Origin of the sequence: Streptococcus nidrosiense, assembly GCF_042140045.1 — a bacterium.
Classification (GTDB): domain Bacteria; phylum Bacillota; class Bacilli; order Lactobacillales; family Streptococcaceae; genus Streptococcus; species Streptococcus nidrosiense.
In genome coordinates, this window is the sequence record NZ_CP152419.1 from 425,763 (window position 1) to 444,812 (window position 19,050).

General features: G+C 40.3%; 13 protein-coding genes. 11 read left to right on the plus strand and 2 right to left on the minus strand.

Translation table 11 applies throughout. The features are described 5' to 3' along the window. The first annotated feature begins 22 nt into the window (after positions 1-22). The 9 genes from AAFQ93_RS02070 (at position 23) to polA (ending at position 10,770) form a co-directional block, all read left to right on the plus strand. A complete protein-coding gene (locus AAFQ93_RS02070; RefSeq protein WP_223140379.1) occupies positions 23-1,321 on the plus strand; it encodes a DEAD/DEAH box helicase in 1,299 nt (432 codons plus the stop codon). Next, positions 1,318-1,980: a ComF family protein gene (locus AAFQ93_RS02075; protein ID WP_223140380.1), complete on the plus strand. Its 663-nt coding sequence runs from the start codon at positions 1,318-1,320 to the stop codon at positions 1,978-1,980. Before AAFQ93_RS02070 ends, AAFQ93_RS02075 begins: the two co-directional genes overlap by 4 nt. Positions 1,981-2,059: 79 nt before the next feature. Beyond that, on the plus strand, positions 2,060-2,602 hold the full coding sequence (gene hpf, locus AAFQ93_RS02080; RefSeq protein ID WP_045762429.1) for a ribosome hibernation-promoting factor, HPF/YfiA family: 543 nt from the start codon (positions 2,060-2,062) through the stop codon (positions 2,600-2,602). Positions 2,603-2,750: 148 nt separating this feature from the next. Beyond that, positions 2,751-4,724, plus strand: a complete 1,974-nt coding sequence (locus AAFQ93_RS02085; protein ID WP_375555473.1) for a DHH family phosphoesterase — start codon at positions 2,751-2,753, stop codon at positions 4,722-4,724. Further along, positions 4,721-5,173 carry a 50S ribosomal protein L9 gene (gene rplI / locus AAFQ93_RS02090; RefSeq protein WP_000864204.1) on the plus strand — a complete coding sequence of 151 codons (453 nt, stop codon included), beginning with the start codon at positions 4,721-4,723 and terminating at the stop codon, positions 5,171-5,173. Before AAFQ93_RS02085 ends, rplI begins: the two co-directional genes overlap by 4 nt. 42 nt (positions 5,174-5,215) lie before the next feature. After that, complete coding sequence (gene dnaB, locus AAFQ93_RS02095) at positions 5,216-6,574, plus strand: replicative DNA helicase (protein WP_000852500.1); 1,359 nt, start codon at positions 5,216-5,218, stop codon at positions 6,572-6,574. After that, positions 6,571-6,837, plus strand: a complete 267-nt coding sequence (locus AAFQ93_RS02100) for a Veg family protein (RefSeq protein WP_000128621.1) — start codon at positions 6,571-6,573, stop codon at positions 6,835-6,837. The genes dnaB and AAFQ93_RS02100 overlap by 4 nt, the downstream gene beginning before the upstream one ends. A 101-nt stretch (positions 6,838-6,938) precedes the next feature. Continuing rightward, complete coding sequence (locus AAFQ93_RS02105) at positions 6,939-8,072, plus strand: SH3 domain-containing protein (RefSeq protein WP_375555474.1); 1,134 nt, start codon at positions 6,939-6,941, stop codon at positions 8,070-8,072. Between the two features lie 64 nt (positions 8,073-8,136). After that, positions 8,137-10,770 carry a DNA polymerase I gene (gene polA / locus AAFQ93_RS02110; protein WP_375555475.1) on the plus strand — a complete coding sequence of 878 codons (2,634 nt, stop codon included), beginning with the start codon at positions 8,137-8,139 and terminating at the stop codon, positions 10,768-10,770. Between the two features lie 115 nt (positions 10,771-10,885). Here polA and AAFQ93_RS02115 read toward each other — a convergent pair whose 3' ends face one another. Both AAFQ93_RS02115 and AAFQ93_RS02120 read right to left on the minus strand, forming a co-directional pair. Continuing rightward, entirely contained in the window at positions 10,886-12,334 is a 1,449-nt protein-coding gene (locus tag AAFQ93_RS02115) for an APC family permease (protein WP_016466502.1), read from the minus strand. A 424-nt stretch (positions 12,335-12,758) separates the two neighbouring features. Continuing rightward, positions 12,759-14,843, minus strand: coding sequence for a GH92 family glycosyl hydrolase (locus tag AAFQ93_RS02120; protein WP_375555476.1), 2,085 nt, complete (start codon positions 14,841-14,843; stop codon positions 12,759-12,761). Positions 14,844-15,014: 171 nt separating this feature from the next. Here AAFQ93_RS02120 and AAFQ93_RS02125 point away from each other — a divergent pair, with 171 nt between their 5' ends. Beyond that, positions 15,015-16,295: a glycoside hydrolase family 125 protein gene (locus tag AAFQ93_RS02125; RefSeq protein ID WP_375555477.1), complete on the plus strand. Its 1,281-nt coding sequence runs from the start codon at positions 15,015-15,017 to the stop codon at positions 16,293-16,295. A 76-nt stretch (positions 16,296-16,371) separates the two neighbouring features. Beyond that, positions 16,372-19,017, plus strand: coding sequence for an alpha-mannosidase (locus tag AAFQ93_RS02130; protein WP_375555478.1), 2,646 nt, complete (start codon positions 16,372-16,374; stop codon positions 19,015-19,017). Positions 19,018-19,050 lie beyond the last annotated feature (33 nt).

Genomic DNA, 19,050 nt, shown 5'->3' on the forward strand with positions numbered 1-19,050 from the left:
TACATTTTACGAATAAAGAAATATGAAAGTAAATCCAAATTATCTCGGTCGCCTTTTTACCGAGCAAGAATTAAGTCATGAGGAGAGACAACAAGCAAAACAAATTCCATCCATGAAAAAAGAAAAGGGGCAACTATCTTGTCAGCGTTGTGGTAGTCAGATAGAAGAAGAATGGCATTTGCCTATTGGTGCTTTTTATTGTCTAGAATGCTTGATTATGAAGCGAATAAGAAGTGATCAAAAACTCTATTACTTTCCGCAAGAATGTTTTCCCAAGCAAGATGTACTCAAATGGTCAGGTCAACTGACTCCATTTCAAGAGCGGGTATCACAAGGACTCCTTCAGGCGGTAGATAAGAAGGAGGCTACCTTGGTACATGCAGTGACAGGAGCTGGTAAGACAGAGATGATTTACCAAGTTGTTGCCAAGGTGATTGATCAAGGTGGAGCTGTTTGTTTGGCCAGTCCACGAATTGATGTTTGCCTAGAGCTCCATAAACGACTACAAAATGATTTTGCATGTGATATTGCGCTACTACATGGGGAGTCGGATCCCTATTTTCGTACACCTTTAGTTGTAGCAACCACTCACCAACTATTAAAATTTTATCAAGCTTTTGATTTATTGATTGTGGATGAAGTAGACGCCTTCCCTTATGTTGATAATCCTGTACTTTACCATGCTGTCAATAATTGTGTAAAGGAGACCGGATTGAGAATATTTTTAACAGCAACTTCAACTGATGAGTTAGATAGAAAAGTTAAACAAGGGGAGTTAAAGCGTCTTAGTTTACCTCGTCGTTTTCATGGAAATCCTCTCATTGTTCCCAAGCCAATCTGGTTATCGCATTTTAATAGATATTTAGAAAAAAATGGCTTACCTCCAAAATTAAAACTTTACATTGAGAAACAGAGAAAGACGGCCTATCCCTTACTAATCTTTGCCTCTGAGATTAAAAAGGGAGAAAAGCTAAAAGAAATTTTGCAGGCGAAGTTTCCGAATGAGAAAATAGGATTTGTATCTTCAATCACAGAAGACCGATTAGAGCAGGTACAGGCCTTTCGAGATGGAGAGTTGACGATATTAATAAGCACAACTATATTAGAGCGTGGAGTTACCTTCCCTCTTGTAGATGTTTTTGTGGTGGAAGCCAATCATCAACTCTTTACCAAGTCAAGTTTAGTACAAATTGGTGGGCGAGTTGGAAGAAGCATGGATCGTCCTACCGGAGAACTGATATTTTTCCATGACGGACTCAATCTGTCCATTAAGAAAGCCATAAAGGAGATTAAGCAAATGAATCAGGAGGCAGGAGTATGAAGTGTTTATTGTGTGGTAAAAGCTTGCAAACAGAGATAACTTTTACTAACCTGCTCTGTTTTAAAAAGGAGGAGGAACTAGTTTGTGAATCCTGTATTTCGTCTTTCGAGAGCATTGGTGGTAATCATTGTCCGAGTTGTTTTAAAAAAGGTTTGTCAACTATTTGTCAAGATTGTCAATTTTGGTGTAAAAAAGGTGTAAAGGTTGATCATGTGGCTCTTTATTCCTATAATCAGGCCATGAAAGAATATTTTAGTCGCTATAAATTTGATGGTGATTATCTTCTTAGAAAGGTATTTTCTGAGATATTGCAAAAAGAGTTAAAGAAGTATAAGGACTATCAGATTGTGATTGTTCCTCTGAGTGACGAGCGTTTAAAAAGCAGAGGCTTTAATCAAGTTGAGGGTTTGATAAAGGATACTGGGTTAGCATATCTGGATATTTTGGTTAAAAAAGAAGTGGAGGCTAGTTCTTCAAAAAATCGAGCTGATCGTTTACTTACAGAGTTTCCATTTTTTCTGAAAGATGGCGTGAAGCCCCCAGAAAATATCTTACTCTTTGATGATATTTATACAACTGGAACTACCTTGAATCGTCTTAAAAGTATGCTATTAGAGGCTGGTTGTCAGAATATTAAAACTTTTTCCCTCGCAAGATGAGGAAAAAGTTTGCAAAAATTTTATGAAAGCGTTATAATATAATTAGAAAAACAAATATGTTTAGAAAGAAGGTACTTATATGATTAAATATAGTATCCGTGGTGAAAACCTAGAAGTAACAGAAGCAATTCGTGATTATGTAGTTTCTAAACTCGAAAAGATCGAAAAATACTTCCAAGCAGACCAAGAATTGGATGCGCGTGTTAACTTGAAAGTTTACCGCGAAAAGACTGCTAAAGTAGAAGTAACCATTCCGCTTGGATCTATTACTCTTCGTGCAGAAGATATTTCTCAAGATATGTACGGTTCTATTGATTTGGTGACAGATAAGATTGAACGTCAGATTCGTAAAAACAAAACTAAAATTGAACGTAAGAACAGAAATAAAGTATCAACAAGTCAACTCTTTACAGATGCTTTAGTTGAGGACTTAGATGTAGCACAACCAAAAGTTGTTCGTTCAAAACAAATTGATTTGAAACCAATGGATTTGGAAGAAGCCATCTTACAGATGGATTTATTGGGACATGACTTCTTTATCTATGTAGATGTTGAAGATGAAACAACAAATGTTATCTATCGTCGTGAAGATGGAGATATCGGTCTTCTAGAAGTTAAATAATCTTAATAATTAGTTTGTAAAAGTGGTTTACACTAGTGTAAACCACTTTTTAGTTTGGACATTTTACTCTTGATTGACTCTAGGGATACCTCTTTAAAAGTCGCATTTTGGCCATATTTATGGTATAATAATGCGCAAGAGGTTTGTAATGAAAAAAAATGAAATAAATCCCTTTTTTATGTATCTTATTGCTATGGTAACCTTTACGATTATGACCATTTTGATTGTGTTAGTAAAGGATAATCTTATCACTATAGCAAGTCTATTTTTATTTATCGTATTCTATGTTCTGCTATTTAATTTCCAGAAAAAATATTACAAAAAAACAGATATCGAGCAAATCCAGTATGTCAATCATCAGGCTACGGATAGTTTGAGTGCCCTCCTAGAGCAAATGCCTGTCGGAGTTGTTAAATTAAACATGAACAGCAGTGAGATTGAATGGTTCAATCCCTATGCGGAATTAATTTTAACAACTGAGGATGGAGAAATTGATTTTCCTCAATTTCAAAAAATTTTAAAGAGTTCGATTTCTACTCCAGGGGCTTATGCCATTGTTGGGGAGAAACGTTATGCAGTGCATTTAGATAGAAATTCAGGTGTCTTATACTTTTTTGATGTTTCTGGTGAGTATGAGGCTACTGCTGAGCTTGTGACAAGTAGACCGGTAATCGGGATTATCTCAGTTGATAACTATGATGATTTGGAAAATGAAACGTCTGAATCAGATATTAGTCATATTAATAGCTTTGTTGCAAATTTTGTTTCAGAATTTGCTGGGAAACATGCCATGTTTTCTCGTAGAGTGAGTATGGATCGATTTTATCTATTTACTGACTACACTGTACTTGATCACTTGATGCAGGATAAGTTTTCTGTAATTGATACCTTTCGTGAGGAAGCTAAGCAACGGAATTTACCACTAACGATGAGTATAGGAGTTTCCTATGGTGATGGTAATCATGACCAGATTGGGAAGGTTGCTCTCCTCAATCTCAACTTAGCCGAAGTTCGTGGTGGTGACCAAGTAGTTGTAAAAGAGAATGATGAAACCAAAAATCCAATCTACTTTGGAGGCGGTTCAGCAGCATCTGTTAAACGAACTCGGACACGAACTCGTGCTATGATGACAGCTATCTCAGATAAACTTAAAAGTGTCGATCGAGTTTTTGTTGTTGGTCACAAGAATCTTGACATGGATGCTCTTGGTTCAGCAGTTGGAATGCAGTTGTTTTCGAGTAATGTACTAGAAGATAGTTATGTGGTTTATGATCCTACACAGCTGTCTCCAGATATCGCTCGAGCTGTCAATTATTTGGAAGATGAGGGTGTTTCAAAACTTCTTCCTTTAAATCAAGCGATGACAATGGTTACCAAACGATCCTTACTGGTGATGGTTGACCATTCTAAGACAGCTTTAACCTTATCCAAAGAGTTTTATGACTTGTTTACCCAGACAATTGTCATTGACCATCATCGTCGTGACCAAGATTTTCCAGATAATTCGGTCATTACCTATATCGAGAGTGGAGCTAGTAGTGCTAGTGAACTAGTAACAGAATTGATTCAATTTCAAAACTCTAAGAAGAAACGTTTGAGTCGTATTCAGGCTAGTGTTCTTATGGGGGGAATGATGTTGGATACTAAAAATTTCACCTCTCGGGTAACTAGTCGAACTTTTGATGTTGCAAGTTATCTCAGAACGAGAGGGAGTGATAGCATTGTCATTCAGGAAATTTCGGCCACTGATTTTGAAGAATATCGATTGGTAAATGAATTAATTTTACAAGGGCAAATGGTACAGCCATCAATCCTGGTTGCTCAAGCTTTGGAGGATAAAGAGTACGATATGGTTGTTATTAGTAAGGCTGCTGATGCTATGCTTGCCATGTCTGGTATAGAGGCCAGCTTTGTAGTTGCTAAAAATAGTCAAGGAGCAATCTCCATTTCTGCGCGAAGCAGAAGTAAGATCAATGTCCAACGAATTATGGAAGAGTTAGGTGGCGGTGGTCACTTTAACTTAGCTGCAGCACGTTTGACAGATATGAGCCTGCAAGAAGCAGGAGATAAACTGAAAACTGTTATTTTTAATGAAACAAAAGAAAAGGAGTCAGAAGAATGAAAGTAATCTTTTTAGCAGATGTTAAAGGTAAAGGGAAAAAAGGTGAAATTAAAGAAGTACCAACTGGATATGCACAAAACTTTTTAATTAAGAAAAACCTTGCTAAGGAAGCTACAGCTCAAGCCATTGGTGAGTTGCGTGGTAAGCAAAAATCAGAAGAAAAAGCACATGCAGAGATGCTTGCAGAAGCGAAGGAAATTAAAGCAAAACTGGAAGCAGAAGAAACAATCGTTGAGTTTGTCGAAAAAGTTGGTCCAGACGGACGAACTTTTGGGTCAATTACTAACAAGAAGATTGCAGAAGAATTGCAAAAACAATTTGGTATTAAAATTGATAAACGCCACATTCAAGTTCAATCACCAATCCGAGCAGTTGGTTTGATTGATGTTCCGGTTAAGATTTATCAAGATGTAACAAGTGTAATCAATCTTCGTGTCAAGGAAGCTTAATTTACGATTGGTTGACAATATTGTAAAAGGAAGGAAAGTCTGATGGCAGAAGTTGAAGAACTGCGTGTTCAGCCTCAAGATATCCTGGCAGAACAATCTGTTTTAGGAGCCATTTTTATTGATGAGACTAAACTCGTTTTTGTCCGAGAATATATCGATTCACAGGACTTCTTTAAGTATGCTCACCGTTTGATTTTTCAGGCTATGGTTGATTTATCTGATCGTGGAGATGCTATTGATGCAACCACAGTTCGGACGATACTAGATAGCCAGGGTGATTTACAAACTATCGGAGGCTTGTCTTATCTGGTTGAGATTGTCAATTCGGTGCCAACCTCTGCCAATGCGGAATACTATGCTAAAATTGTAGCAGAAAAGGCTATGCTTCGACGTCTAATTGCTAAGTTGACAGAGTCTGTAAACCTAGCCTATGAAGCTTCTCAACCTGCTGACGAAATTATTGCTCGTGCAGAAAAAGGCTTGATTGACGTTAGTGAGAATGCCAATCGAAATGGCTTTAAAAATATTCGCGATGTATTGAATATCAACTTTGGGAATTTAGAAGCTCGTTCGCAACAGACTTCAGATATCACGGGTATTGCGACAGGTTATCGAGATTTAGATCACATGACGACAGGTCTGCATGAGGAAGAATTGATTATTTTGGCAGCTCGTCCTGCGGTGGGTAAGACAGCCTTTGCTTTGAATATTGCGCAAAATATCGGAACCAAATTAGACAAGACAGTTGCTATTTTCTCTCTGGAAATGGGTGCTGAAAGTTTGGTCGATCGTATGTTGGCTGCAGAAGGCTTGGTAGAGTCGCATTCTATCCGTACAGGTCAATTGACTGAGGAAGAATGGCGCAAGTATACGATTGCTCAGGGTAATCTGGCTAATGCAAGTATCTACATTGATGATACACCAGGGATTCGGATCACAGAAATTCGCTCTCGTTCCCGTAAACTGGCTCAGGAAACAGGTAATCTAGGCTTGATTTTGATTGACTATCTTCAGCTGATCACAGGGACTGGTCGAGAAAATCGTCAACAAGAAGTATCTGAGATTTCCCGTCAGTTGAAAATCCTAGCAAAAGAACTCAAAGTTCCAGTTATAGCTCTCAGTCAGCTTTCTCGTGGTGTAGAGCAACGTCAAGATAAGAGACCAGTTTTGTCTGATATTCGTGAATCTGGATCTATTGAGCAGGATGCTGATATCGTAGCCTTTCTCTATCGTGATGACTATTATGAGCGCGGTGGTGAAGAGGAGGAAGGCATTCCAAATAATAAAGTAGAAGTGATTATCGAGAAAAACCGTAGCGGTGCTCGCGGAACGGTAGAATTGATTTTCCAAAAAGAATATAATAAATTTTCAAGTATTTCGAAGATGGAGGAACCAAGATGACAGACGCATTTACAGATGTGGCTAAAATGAAAAAAATCAAAGAAGAAATTAAGGCGCATGAGGGACAAGTGGTAGAAATGACCTTAGAAAATGGTCGTAAACGCCAAAAGAATCGTTTGGGAAAACTAATTGAGGTTTACCCATCGCTCTTCATCGTTGAGTTTGGAAATGTTGAAGGAGACAAACAGGCTAATGTCTATGTTGAATCTTTCACCTATTCAGATATTTTAACAGAAAAGAACCTGATTCATTATTTGGATTAAGGCTAATCATGAAAGTGAGAAGATTTCTCACTTTTTTTATTTTCTTTCGAATGATATAGATGAGGTCAACCTCAAAAATCTAATTATTTGAAGGAGAATGAATGACATTTACTATAGCAGGACATAAAAAGGGAACTTTTCTCAGAAAGACAGCTGTAGGATCAGCTTCATTATTACTAGCAGGAGCTTTTTTATTTGGTGGAGGAACTGTTCATGCCAACCAGGCAAACAATGGATCACAGGCACGTGGAGATGATTATCCCTATTATTATAAAAATGGAAGTCAAAAAATTGATAAGTGGCGCATGTACTCAGGACAGTGTACCTCTTTTGCTGCTTTTCGTTTAAGTAGCATCAATGGTTTTGAGCTACCAGCTGCTTATGGGAATGCCAATCAATGGGGTTATCGAGCCCAAAAAGAAGGCTATCGTGTGGACCAGCAACCAGCAATTGGTGCGATTGCTTGGAGTACAAGAGGGCAATATGGTCACGTAGCTTGGGTATCTAATGTGATTGGAGACATGATTGAAATTGAGGAGTACAATTACGATTATACAGAAACGTATCATCGTAGAATTGTAAAGGCGAGTTCTATGACTGGTTTTATTCACTTTAAAGATGTTGGGAATGCTAGTGTAGGGCCTCATCAGTCTCTACTAGCTTTCAGTGGAACTCATCACTTCACAGAAAAATCAGCTATTATGGATCAGCCGACACTGACAGCTACTGTCATTGATTACTACGAAGCTGGAATGAGTGTTCATTATGATCAAACCTTTGAAAAAGAAGGATATAAATGGATTAGTTATATTTCACGAAGTGGAAACAGACGCTATATCCCCTTAACTAAAACAAGTAGTTCTAAAAATGGTTGGGAAAAAGAGGGAACAAGTTGGTACTACTATGAAAATGGTCAGATAGCAGTCGGTTGGAAGAAGATTAATGGGAACTGGTATCATTTGCAAGCTGATGGTAGAATGACGACAGGCTGGTTAAAAGAAGGTTCGAATTGGTATTACTTGAAGTCATCTGGTGAAATGCAGACAGGTTGGCTGAAGGATAAAGGTATTTGGTATTATCTGGAAAGTTCTGGAGCTATGAAAACCAGTCAGTGGTTCCAGGTTTCAGGAAAACATTACTATGTAAATGCATCTGGAGAATTGGCAGTAAATACGACTATCGATGGATTTCAAGTTGATGCTGATGGAGTTCGAGTAGAAAACCCAGTCTCATAAGTGTTATTCAGCATTTGGGCTCTTCCTAATGGTATTTTTCCCTGCTTTCCTTTATAATGGGTGTATGGACAAGAAAAAATTATTATTGATTGACGGCTCTTCAGTTGCTTTCCGAGCATTTTTTGCACTTTACCAGCAACTGGATCGTTTTAAAAATGACAATGGACTACATACCAATGCAATCTACGGTTTTCATTTGATGCTAAATCACCTGTTGGAGCGTGTTCAACCGAGTCATATCTTGGTTGCTTTTGATGCGGGAAAGACGACTTTCCGTACAGAGATGTATGCAGACTACAAGGGTGGTCGTGCCAAGACTCCGGATGAGTTTCGTGAGCAATTCCCTTTTATCCGTGAGTTGCTAGATCATCTTGGGATTCGTCATTATGAGTTAGCCCAGTATGAGGCGGATGATATCATTGGTACCTTGGGTCGTTTGGCTGAAAAAGATTCATTTGATGTAACTATCGTCAGTGGAGACAAGGACTTGATCCAGTTGACAGATGAACATACAGTGGTTGAGATTTCTAAGAAAGGTGTAGCTGAGTTTGAGGCATTTACACCAGAATATCTCATGGAAAAGATGGGCATCACACCAACTCAGTTCATTGATCTTAAAGCCCTCATGGGAGATAAGTCAGATAATATCCCTGGTGTAACTAAGATTGGTGAAAAGACGGGTATCAAGCTCTTGTTAGAACATGGCTCGCTCGAAGGTATTTATGAAAATATCGATGGGATGAAGGCTTCTAAGATGAAGGAAAATCTCATCAATGATAAGGAGCAAGCCTTTCTGTCTAAAACACTGGCAACGATTGATACGAAAGCACCGATTGAGATTGGACTGGATGATTTGGTTTATAGCGGTCCAGATGTGGAAAATCTTGGGAAATTCTACGATGAGATGGGCTTCAAACAACTCAAGCAGGCTTTAAATGTATCATCAGCTGATGTGGCTGAGAGTTTGGACTTTACTATTGTTGACCAAGTCAGTCAAGATATGCTAAGTGCGGACTCTATCTTCCACTTTGAACTCTTTGGAGAAAACTACCATACAGATGACTTGATTGGCTTTGCCTGGTCGTGCGGAGACAAGCTCTATGCCACAGACAATCTTGAACTTTTGCAAGACCCAATTTTCAAGGATTTTCTAGAAAAAACACCTCTGAAAGTGTATGATTTTAAGAAAGCTAAGGTTCTCTTAAATCGCTTTGGTTTGAATTTGCAGGCTCCTGCTTTTGACAGTCGTTTGGCTAAGTATCTTCTCTCAACAGTCGAGAATAATGAAATCTCAACCATTGCTAGTCTCTACGGTCAAACATACTTGGTTGATGATGAAACCTTCTACGGTAAAGGTGTAAAAAAAGCTATCCCAGAGCGAGAGAAACTCTTGGAACACTTGGCTCGTAAGATTGCTGTATTGGTTGAGACAGAGCCTATTTTACTTGAAAAATTAAGCGAAAACGGACAATTGGACCTCCTTTATGACATGGAGCAACCTCTAGCCTTTGTCCTTGCTAAGATGGAAATAGCTGGGATCAAGGTCAAAAAAGAAACACTTCTTGAGATGCAGGCTGAAAATGAGCTGGTGATTGAAAAGCTGACGCAAGAGATTTATGAGTTGGCTGGTGAGGAGTTTAATATCAACTCACCTAAGCAATTGGGCGTCCTTCTTTTTGAAAAACTAGGTCTCCCTCTCGAATATACCAAGAAAACCAAGACGGGCTACTCGACAGCCGTGGATGTATTGGAGCGTCTAGCTCCTATTGCACCAATCGTCAAGAAAATTCTCGATTACCGTCAGATTGCTAAGATTCAATCCACTTATGTGATTGGTTTGCAGGACTGGATTTTAGCTGATGGCAAGATTCACACGCGCTATGTGCAAGATTTGACTCAGACAGGGCGTCTGTCTAGTGTGGATCCAAACTTGCAAAATATCCCTGTTCGTTTGGAACAAGGGCGCCTTATCCGTAAGGCTTTCGTGCCAGAGTGGGAGGACAGTGTCCTTCTCAGCTCGGACTATTCACAGATTGAGTTGCGCGTTTTGGCGCATATCTCTAAGGATGAGCACTTAATTAAGGCCTTCCAAGAAGGGGCAGATATCCATACCTCTACAGCCATGCGTGTCTTTGGAATTGAACGTCCTGAGGATGTGACTCCGAATGACCGTCGTAATGCCAAGGCGGTTAACTTTGGAGTGGTTTACGGGATTTCAGACTTTGGCTTGTCTAATAATCTGGGCATCAGCCGTAAGGAAGCAAAAGCCTATATTGATACTTACTTTGAACGCTTCCCAGGGATCAAAAACTACATGGATGAAGTGGTGCGTGAAGCGCGTGATAAGGGTTATGTAGAGACTCTCTTCAAACGTCGTCGTGAGTTGCCAGATATCAATTCGCGCAACTTTAACATTCGTGGTTTTGCGGAACGTACAGCCATCAACTCACCTATCCAAGGATCGGCTGCAGATATTCTCAAAATCGCTATGATTCAGCTAGATAAAGCCTTGGTCGAGGGTGGTTATAAAACCAAGATGCTGTTACAAGTACACGATGAAATCGTTCTTGAAGTGCCTAAGTCAGAATTAGCTGCCATCAAAAAACTTGTCAAACAAACCATGGAAGATGCCATTCAACTCAGTGTGCCCCTCATTGCTGATGAAAATGAAGGCGTCACTTGGTATGAGGCCAAGTAAAAAATAGACTATTAAACAAAAAGAAATCCCCTTGAACAGTAACGTTTAAGGGGATTTTTGCTGAGAAAATTTTGCAAGAAAAGATAAAAGCGATTTTATCCAGCTAGTAGTAGACTTACTTGATTTGTTTCTTTTGTTCTTTTTTGGCAAGTACTGGTAGAATCACACCTAATCCAATCAGAATAATTGGGGTTAAGATGTTTGTAAGAAGAGAGAATTGCCAAGCAGTTGGATTCTCAGCGTAGTTAATTTTTGGAACCATACCAAGGATACAAGCAAAGGCAGTGAAGAGGAAACACCAAGTACCGATAACAAAACCAAGTTTAGGATTATTCACAAACTTGTATTCGGCATTTTTGTATGTTTTCCAAGCACGATTGAGCATCATATAGGCAAGGAATACCCAGAGGTAACGCATTGGCATTACGATCGAATTGAGGTTGGTCATCCATTTTACAAGTCCGTCAATTTCCTGAATACCAAAAATTGGAAGGATGATGATAAGGCTAACGAGGACACCTGTAAGAAGGTAGCCGTTAATGAGGACACCTTTTTCAGTACGTTTGCGAAGCCAGCTTGGGATGTAGTTTTCATCAGCGTTATTGAGAAGGATTTGTAATGGTGCGTCAATGGAGAAGGCAAGTGCTGCGATTTGTCCGACCATGTTTGTAAGAGCATAGATTACGACAAAGAGGTTTCCAACGCCCCAAGAATTTCCTAGCATTTGGAAGGCTTGATAAGCACCATTACGCATGAGATCTTCAGGGATGTTATTGCCATCAAATAGCATTCCCATTGCAACTGATCCGAGGATAGCAGAGAGACCAACCATGATGGCCATGACAATCATACCTTTTGGAAATTCTTTTGCAGGGTTGCGAGTTTGATTCACATAAGGGGAAATTTTTTCACAACCCCCAACTGCAAAGACTAGTAGTGAGATTGTTGTAAAATAAGAAAAATCAAAGTTTGGAATATAGGTGCTTAGTTGATCCATGTGTGGTGTCGCAAACTGAATATCTGGCTTGATGAAAGGCAGACCGACAGCCAAAAGCACGAAGAGTAAAGACATAACCAACATAGCACTTCCTGCTAAGCTACCAATGACTTTTAGAGTTGCCAATCCCTTTGTAGAAAGGTAGAGGAAAAGTCCAAAGATTAGCAAGCAGAGAATAACGATCCAGTGGATGTCGATTTGTTTAAGGAATTGTCCGTTACCTTGCAAGGCCCAACCAAGCGGAATTAGAATTCCTTGAGGTTTTTGTGCGAGATAAGGGATATGCACAACCCAGTAGGTCCAAGCAGCAAAGTAGGCGAGACGTTTGGTTGATGTTTTTTCAACCCAGTCACTAACACCGCTTCCGCTCTCCTTGAAGGTAGAACCTAGTTGTCCAACGATGAGAGAATAAGGGATAAAGTAGAGTGCGAGGATTAAAACCCAAGATACGACGACTGAAATTCCCTGTTGAGAATAGTTGTTGACGACGTTTCCTAGCCCCCAAACCATGTTGAAGGCAATCAGAGAAACCATCAGCCAATTAAGTTGGTGTTGATCTTTTTTCATAATGTCTCCTTTTCTATTAATTCAGTATATCATGTTTTTTTGAAAGCGCCTAACAAAATCCGAAATTTCCTATAAAAAATGTAGGGGGAATTTATCAGCTGGAGTTTGTAATTGAGTAAAAGTTATACACAATCTGTGGATAACTTTGTGAAATAAACAATTGTTTTCTAAATGTTAGTTTAGAAAAAAGAGATAGAATGTGTGAGTTGAGTACTAAGCTAGTCGGTTATAAAAACTGATAGAACAGGATATTGAGGGTGTTTTACTTTAGAATGTCAAAAAAATGGTTGAGAGAAATCGTTTGGAAGTACATGAAATTGATTTGAAAGTTGATTGAAAGTTATACACAATCTGTGGATAACTTTGTGGAGGATTTGGTATAAATCAGAAAATCCCCTTGTACAAGACAAAGGGATTTGAACTATTAGTGATTTGGTAACCAGCTGAGGGTAAAGTCGAGAGATTGGGCGTTTAGCAAATCCTGGTGACCAATACTCTGAACTTCTTTTCCGTCAAGATGGCAGTCTTGTACAAAGTGGAAGTGTTCATGATTTTGCTGAGTACGAACATCCAACCACTGGTTTTTTTCTGCAAGATAGACACGAAGGTGATCAAAGAGCGGAATCCCAAGATCATAGCTTGCTTTTCCTGGGCAGGTTGGGTAAAGCCCAAGAGTGGACCAGACATACCAAGCCGATAAACTACCGTTATCCTCATCTCCTGGATAAGCATCCCAGCCAGCTCGAAAGGCTTTTTGACGGAGAGTCTTGATTAAGAGACTGGTATATTGGGGATAATTACTGTAGCGGAACAGATAAGGGATATGGAAACTTGGTTGGTTTGAAATGGCTAGTTGACCAAATGGCGCTGTTGCCATTTCGCTCATTTCATGAATTTCATATCCATAACCCATCGTTTCAAAGAGTGGGAGACTTTGACAAGCTTTCAAAAGATAGTTGCTAAAGGCTTCTTTTCCACCCATTAGTTGACTAAGTCCAGAAATATCGTGTAAGACACCGAGACTGGCTTGGATGGCTGAACACTCAGCGTAATCTTGGCCCCAACTATAAGGAGAAAAGTCAGGGCGGAAGTTGCCATCTACATCACGCGCCCTCATATATCCTGTTTCAGGATCAAATAGATTCTGATAGTTTTTAGAATAGTGGGCATAGGTTTGTGCCAGCTCTTTTTGACCTAATTTTGATGCGCAGGTAGAGATACAAAAATCACTGTAAGCATAGTCTAGGGTATGGCTGACACTTTCATGGATGTCTGTAGATAGATATCCTAGCTTTTGGTATTGTGCCAGGCCGTGTCGTCCGTTGATAACTTTTGGATCAGCCTTAGTCGCAGTTTCAAGCATAGCTTTGAGAAATTCTTCTTCAAGATCAGGTGCCATATCTTTACAAGCACTATCTGCAATAAGACCATCAATCAAAGTACCAGGCATCATGCCTCGTTCGTCAGGAGCCAGCCACTTAGGGAGATACCCAGTGTCGCGGTAGATATTGAGGAAGCCTTCGAGAAACTGACGATAGCGTTCCGGAATAATCAAGGCAAAGAGTGGGAAAGAAGTGCGGAAGGTATCCCAAAAACCATTGTTGGTAAAGAGAAAACCTGGTTTAACTGTTCCTGAAGCGAGGTCCATATGGATGCTTTCACCTTGCTCATTTACCTCATAGAAGGTTTGCGGGAAGAGAAAGAGTCTATAAAGACAGTGATCAAAAAATGTTCGGTTTACTGGACCAGTTTCCACGACATCAAAACGGCCTAGAAGCTCTTCCCAACTTTTTTTGGCATCTGCTTTTGTTTCTTCAAAAACCTGTTTAGGAAGATTAAAGAGGGCCTGTTCTTTGGAAATAAAAGAAGTTGCCAGTTGAACTTGAACTTCCGCTCCAGCCAAGTCAATACGCCAGTCTTGCCCCTCTTGCGTAATAGAAAGGATTTCTACAGAAAATGCGAGAGCAGTATACATGACGAGGGGATTTTTATTGGTTTCGGTTTCACCTTCTTGTCTCAGGGCCAGAGTTCGCTCATCGACTTGTTCTACTGTCAGTTCATCTGTGGCATGAAGATAGAGGGAGAGGTTCTTTCCTTGTCCTTGTCTTATCTGAAGGGAAGCACCATAGCAAGTAGGACTTAGCTGCGTTTCAATCTGATAACGCTCAGAAAAAATCTTTAGAAAATGAGGATTAAAAATAGCACGTTCAAGATTATAAGAAGATTGACGATGAAAGAGAGTATCGCCGCTGATTTCTCCTGTAATTGGTGTCAGCAAGAGCCAGGAGTAATCGCCAATCCAAGGGCTAGGTTGGTGGGTTAGTCGAATACCCTGAAAGATTGGAAGATGGGGATCAAAAAACCAAGAACCTTCCTGGTCGCTAGTTTGGAGGACAAAATAATTCATGCCAAAAGGAACACCTGTGTAGGGTAGGGTGTTTCCTCGTGAAAATTCATGTTTACTGGCTGTTCCAAAACGCGTATCAATGGATTCAAGTATAGGTTTCATAGTAATTCCTTCAGTAGTTTTCTACATTATATCAGAAAAAGGAGACTTTTAGAAAATGACTTTCAAATATAACAATTTTGTAGAATAATGACTAACATTTGTGTATATATTTTCTGGACTAAAAGCTATATACTGAAAATGAAAATCTGTTTGAAAGAGGCAAAATAGTTTATGGTTTATTCAAAAGAAATTGTCAGAGAGTGGCTAGATGAGGTAGCAGAGCGTGCCAAGGAGCATCCTGAGTGGGTTGATGTCTTTGAACGTTGCTACACAGACACCTTGGACAATACAGTTGAGATTTTAGAAGATGGTTCGACCTTTGTACTGACGGGAGATATCCCAGCTATGTGGCTTCGTGACTCAACTGCTCAGCTGAGACCTTACCTCCATGTGGCTAAAAGAGACCCTCGTTTGCGTCAAACCATTGCAGGTTTGGTCAAACGTCAGATGACTTTGATTCTCAAAGATCCCTATGCCAACTCCTTCAACATTGAAGAGAACTGGAAGGGGCACCACGAGACAGACCATACAGACCTCAATGGCTGGATTTGGGAGCGCAAGTATGAAGTGGATTCGCTTTGCTACCCCTTGCAGTTGGCTTATCTTCTCTGGAAAGAAACAGGAGAAACTAGTCAATTTGATGAAACCTTTGTTACAGCGACTAAGGAAATCCTTCATCTCTGGACGGTGGAACAAGATCATAAGAACTCGTCTTATCGCTTCGTCCGTGATACTGATCGTAAGGAAGATACCTTGGTAAATGACGGCTTTGGGCCAGACTTTGCTGTGACAGGGATGACCTGGTCAGCCTTTCGTCCAAGTGATGACTGCTGTCAGTATAGCTACTTGATTCCTTCCAATATGTTTGCAGTAGTTGTTTTGGGTTATGTCCATGCAATCTTTGCAGAATTGAATCTAGCTGATAGTGAAAGTATTATTGCAGATGCAAAACGCCTGCAGACTGAGATTCAAGAAGGAATCGAAAATTACGCCTACACCACTAACAGCAAGGGTGAAAAGATTTATGCCTTTGAGGTAGATGGTTTAGGAAATGCTAGCATCATGGATGATCCGAACGTGCCAAGTTTGTTAGCTGCTCCGTATCTGGGCTATTGTGATGTTAACGATGAAGTTTATCAAGCCACTCGTCGCACTATTCTCAGTCTTGAAAATCCATACTTCTACCAAGGAGAGTACGCAAGTGGACTCGGAAGTTCACATACCTTCTATCGTTATATCTGGCCGATTGCTCTATCTATCCAAGGATTGACAACGACGGATAAGGCGGAGAAAAAACATTTGCTAGATCAACTCGTTGCCTGCGATGGTGGAACAGGTGTCATGCACGAAAGCTTCCACGTAGACGATCCGACTCTCTACTCTCGTGAATGGTTCTCATGGGCCAACATGATGTTCTGCGAATTGGTCTTGGATTACCTAGATATTCGCTAATGAGCCTTAGCTCAATAGGTTCTTCTAAAGAATCACAAATATATTTTTAAATTTAAGTTAGAATGAGGTTTTACTCATGGAAAATGTTGTTGTACATATCATCTCTCACAGTCACTGGGATCGTGAGTGGTATCTACCTTTTGAAAGTCACCGTATGCAGTTGGTGGAACTTTTTGACAATCTTTTTGATCTTTTTGAAAATGATCCTGAGTTCAAAAGTTTCCACCTGGATGGACAAACCATTGTCCTTGATGACTATTTAGAAATTCGCCCTGAAAACCGTGACAAGGTGCAGCGCTATATCGACGAAGGCAAACTTAAGATTGGTCCTTTCTATATCTTGCAGGATGACTATTTGATTTCCAGTGAAGCCAATGTCCGCAATACCTTGATTGGTCAGGCTGAATGTGCCAAATGGGGCAAATCTACTCAAATTGGTTACTTCCCAGATACCTTTGGAAATATGGGGCAAGCTCCTCAAATTCTTCAAAAATCAGGTATTCACGTAGCAGCCTTTGGTCGTGGTGTCAAACCAATCGGCTTTGACAACCAAGTCCTTGAAGATGAGCAGTTTACCTCTCAATTTTCTGAAATGTACTGGCAAGGGGCAGACGGTAGCCGTGTGCTTGGTATTCTCTTTGCTAACTGGTACAGTAACGGGAATGAAATTCCAGTAGATAAAGATGAAGCTTTGGCTTTCTGGAAACAAAAATTGGCAGACGTTCGCGACTATGCTTCTACCAACCAATGGTTGATGATGAACGGATGTGACCACCAACCTGTTCAGAGAAATCTGAGCGAAGCCATTCGTGTGGCAAACGAACTCTTCCCTGACGTGACCTTTATTCATAGCTCATTTGACGAATATGTCCAAGCAGTGGAAAGTGCACTTCCTGAACACCTATCAACGGTTACAGGTGAGTTGACTAGCCAGGAAACGGATGGTTGGTATACTCTTGCTAACACCTCTTCTTCACGTATTTACCTCAAACAATCCTTCCAAGAAAATAGCAACTTGTTAGAGCAGGTTGTGGAACCATTGACTATTCTCACTGGCGGTCATAACCACAAGGACCAATTGACCTATGCATGGAAAGTGCTCTTGCAAAATGCACCGCACGATAGTATCTGTGGTTGTAGTATTGACGAAGTTCACCGTGAAATGGAAACTCGTTTTGCCAAGGTCAATCAGGTTGGAAACTTTGTCAAGACTAACCTTCTCAATGAGTGGAAACATAAAATAGCAACTCAGGAAGCGCAAAGCGACCACCTCTTTACCGTTGTCAACACAGCTTTACATGACAAGGTTGATACAGTTAGTGTTGTAGTGGATGTTGTGACTTGTGATTTTAAAGAATTGCATCCGACTGAAGGTTACAAGAAGATGGCAGCCGTGACCTTGCCAGATTACCATGTTGAAGATTTGGATGGTCATGTCATTGAAGCCAAGATTGAAGACTTGGGAGCAAGTTTTGGCTATACTTTGCCTAAGGATAAATTCCGCCAACCCTATATTGCACGCCAAGTGCGCGTGACAATCCCAGTCCACCTTGCACCGCTTTCTTGGGCAAGCTTCCAATTGGTCGAAGGTCAAGTAGATCACCGTGATGGTATTTACCAAAATGGAGTCATTGATACCCCATTCGTAACTGTCAGTGTAGACCAAGGAATTACAGTTTACGACAAGACTACTAATGAAGCTTACGAAGATTTCATCCAATTCGAGGACCGTGGAGATATTGGTAACGAGTACATTTACTTCCAGCCGAAAGGAACTGAGCCAATTTATGCTCAACTGAAAGGTTATGAAGTCTTAGAAAACAATGCTCGCTATGCCAAAATCTTGCTCAAACATGACTTGACTATTCCAGTTAGCGCAGATGAAAAATTGGATGCGGAGCAAAGAGGTATCATCGAGTTCATGAAACGAGATGCAGGTCGTTCAGAAGAGTTGACAACCATTCCTCTTGAAACAGAAATGACTGTCTTTGTGGACAATCCACAGATTCGCTTCAAGACTCGCTTTACTAACACAGCCAAGGATCACCGCATCCGTCTCTTGGTGAAAACTCATAATACTCGTCCAAGCAATGCTTCTGAAAGCATCTATGAAGTTGTGACAAGACCAAATAAACCAGCAGCTTCTTGGGAAAATCCTGAAAATCCACAACACCAACAAGCTTTTGTCAGCTTGTATGATGATGTAAAAGGAGTGACAGTATCTAATAAAGGATTGCACGAGTATGAAATCCTTGGAGATGACACCATGGCTGTAACCCTTCTTCGTGCTTCAGGCGAACTTGGTGACTGGGGTTACTTCCCAACGCCGGAAGCTCAGTGCTTGCGTGATATCGAAGTTGAATTTGCAGTAGAATGTCACCAAGCAGGGGAACGCTTCTCAGCTTTCCGTCATGCCAAAGCCTTTCAGGTGCCATTTACAGCTCTTCAAGTTGCAAAACAAGAGGGTAGCGTTGCAGCAACGGGTAGCCTCTTTAACAATCCGGCACTCAGTTTGCCACAAGTCTGCCCAACAGCCTTTAAGGTGGCTGAGAATGAAGAAGGTTATGTCCTTCGTTACTACAACATGAGTCAAGAAAATATCCGTGTGTCTGAAAAACAACAAACCATTCTTGACTTGTTGGAACGCCCATACCCAGTCCATTCAGGACTATTGGCACCACAGGAAATTCGTACAGAATTCATTCAAAAAGAAGAAATTTAATTTCAAAAAGAAAACATAAACAGAAAGGAGGAG

Coding starts and splice junctions, on each gene's coding strand:
- AAFQ93_RS02125 (WP_375555477.1), top strand. CDS start 15,015: ATGGTTTATTCAAAAGAAATTGTCAGAGAGTGGCTAGATGAGGTAGCA.
- AAFQ93_RS02085 (WP_375555473.1), top strand. CDS start 2,751: ATGAAAAAAAATGAAATAAATCCCTTTTTTATGTATCTTATTGCTATG.
- dnaB (WP_000852500.1), top strand. CDS start 5,216: ATGGCAGAAGTTGAAGAACTGCGTGTTCAGCCTCAAGATATCCTGGCA.
- hpf (WP_045762429.1), top strand. CDS start 2,060: ATGATTAAATATAGTATCCGTGGTGAAAACCTAGAAGTAACAGAAGCA.
- AAFQ93_RS02070 (WP_223140379.1), top strand. CDS start 23: ATGAAAGTAAATCCAAATTATCTCGGTCGCCTTTTTACCGAGCAAGAA.
- AAFQ93_RS02120 (WP_375555476.1), bottom strand. CDS start 14,843: ATGAAACCTATACTTGAATCCATTGATACGCGTTTTGGAACAGCCAGT.
- rplI (WP_000864204.1), top strand. CDS start 4,721: ATGAAAGTAATCTTTTTAGCAGATGTTAAAGGTAAAGGGAAAAAAGGT.
- AAFQ93_RS02100 (WP_000128621.1), top strand. CDS start 6,571: ATGACAGACGCATTTACAGATGTGGCTAAAATGAAAAAAATCAAAGAA.
- AAFQ93_RS02130 (WP_375555478.1), top strand. CDS start 16,372: ATGGAAAATGTTGTTGTACATATCATCTCTCACAGTCACTGGGATCGT.
- AAFQ93_RS02105 (WP_375555474.1), top strand. CDS start 6,939: ATGACATTTACTATAGCAGGACATAAAAAGGGAACTTTTCTCAGAAAG.
- AAFQ93_RS02075 (WP_223140380.1), top strand. CDS start 1,318: ATGAAGTGTTTATTGTGTGGTAAAAGCTTGCAAACAGAGATAACTTTT.
- polA (WP_375555475.1), top strand. CDS start 8,137: ATGGACAAGAAAAAATTATTATTGATTGACGGCTCTTCAGTTGCTTTC.
- AAFQ93_RS02115 (WP_016466502.1), bottom strand. CDS start 12,334: ATGAAAAAAGATCAACACCAACTTAATTGGCTGATGGTTTCTCTGATT.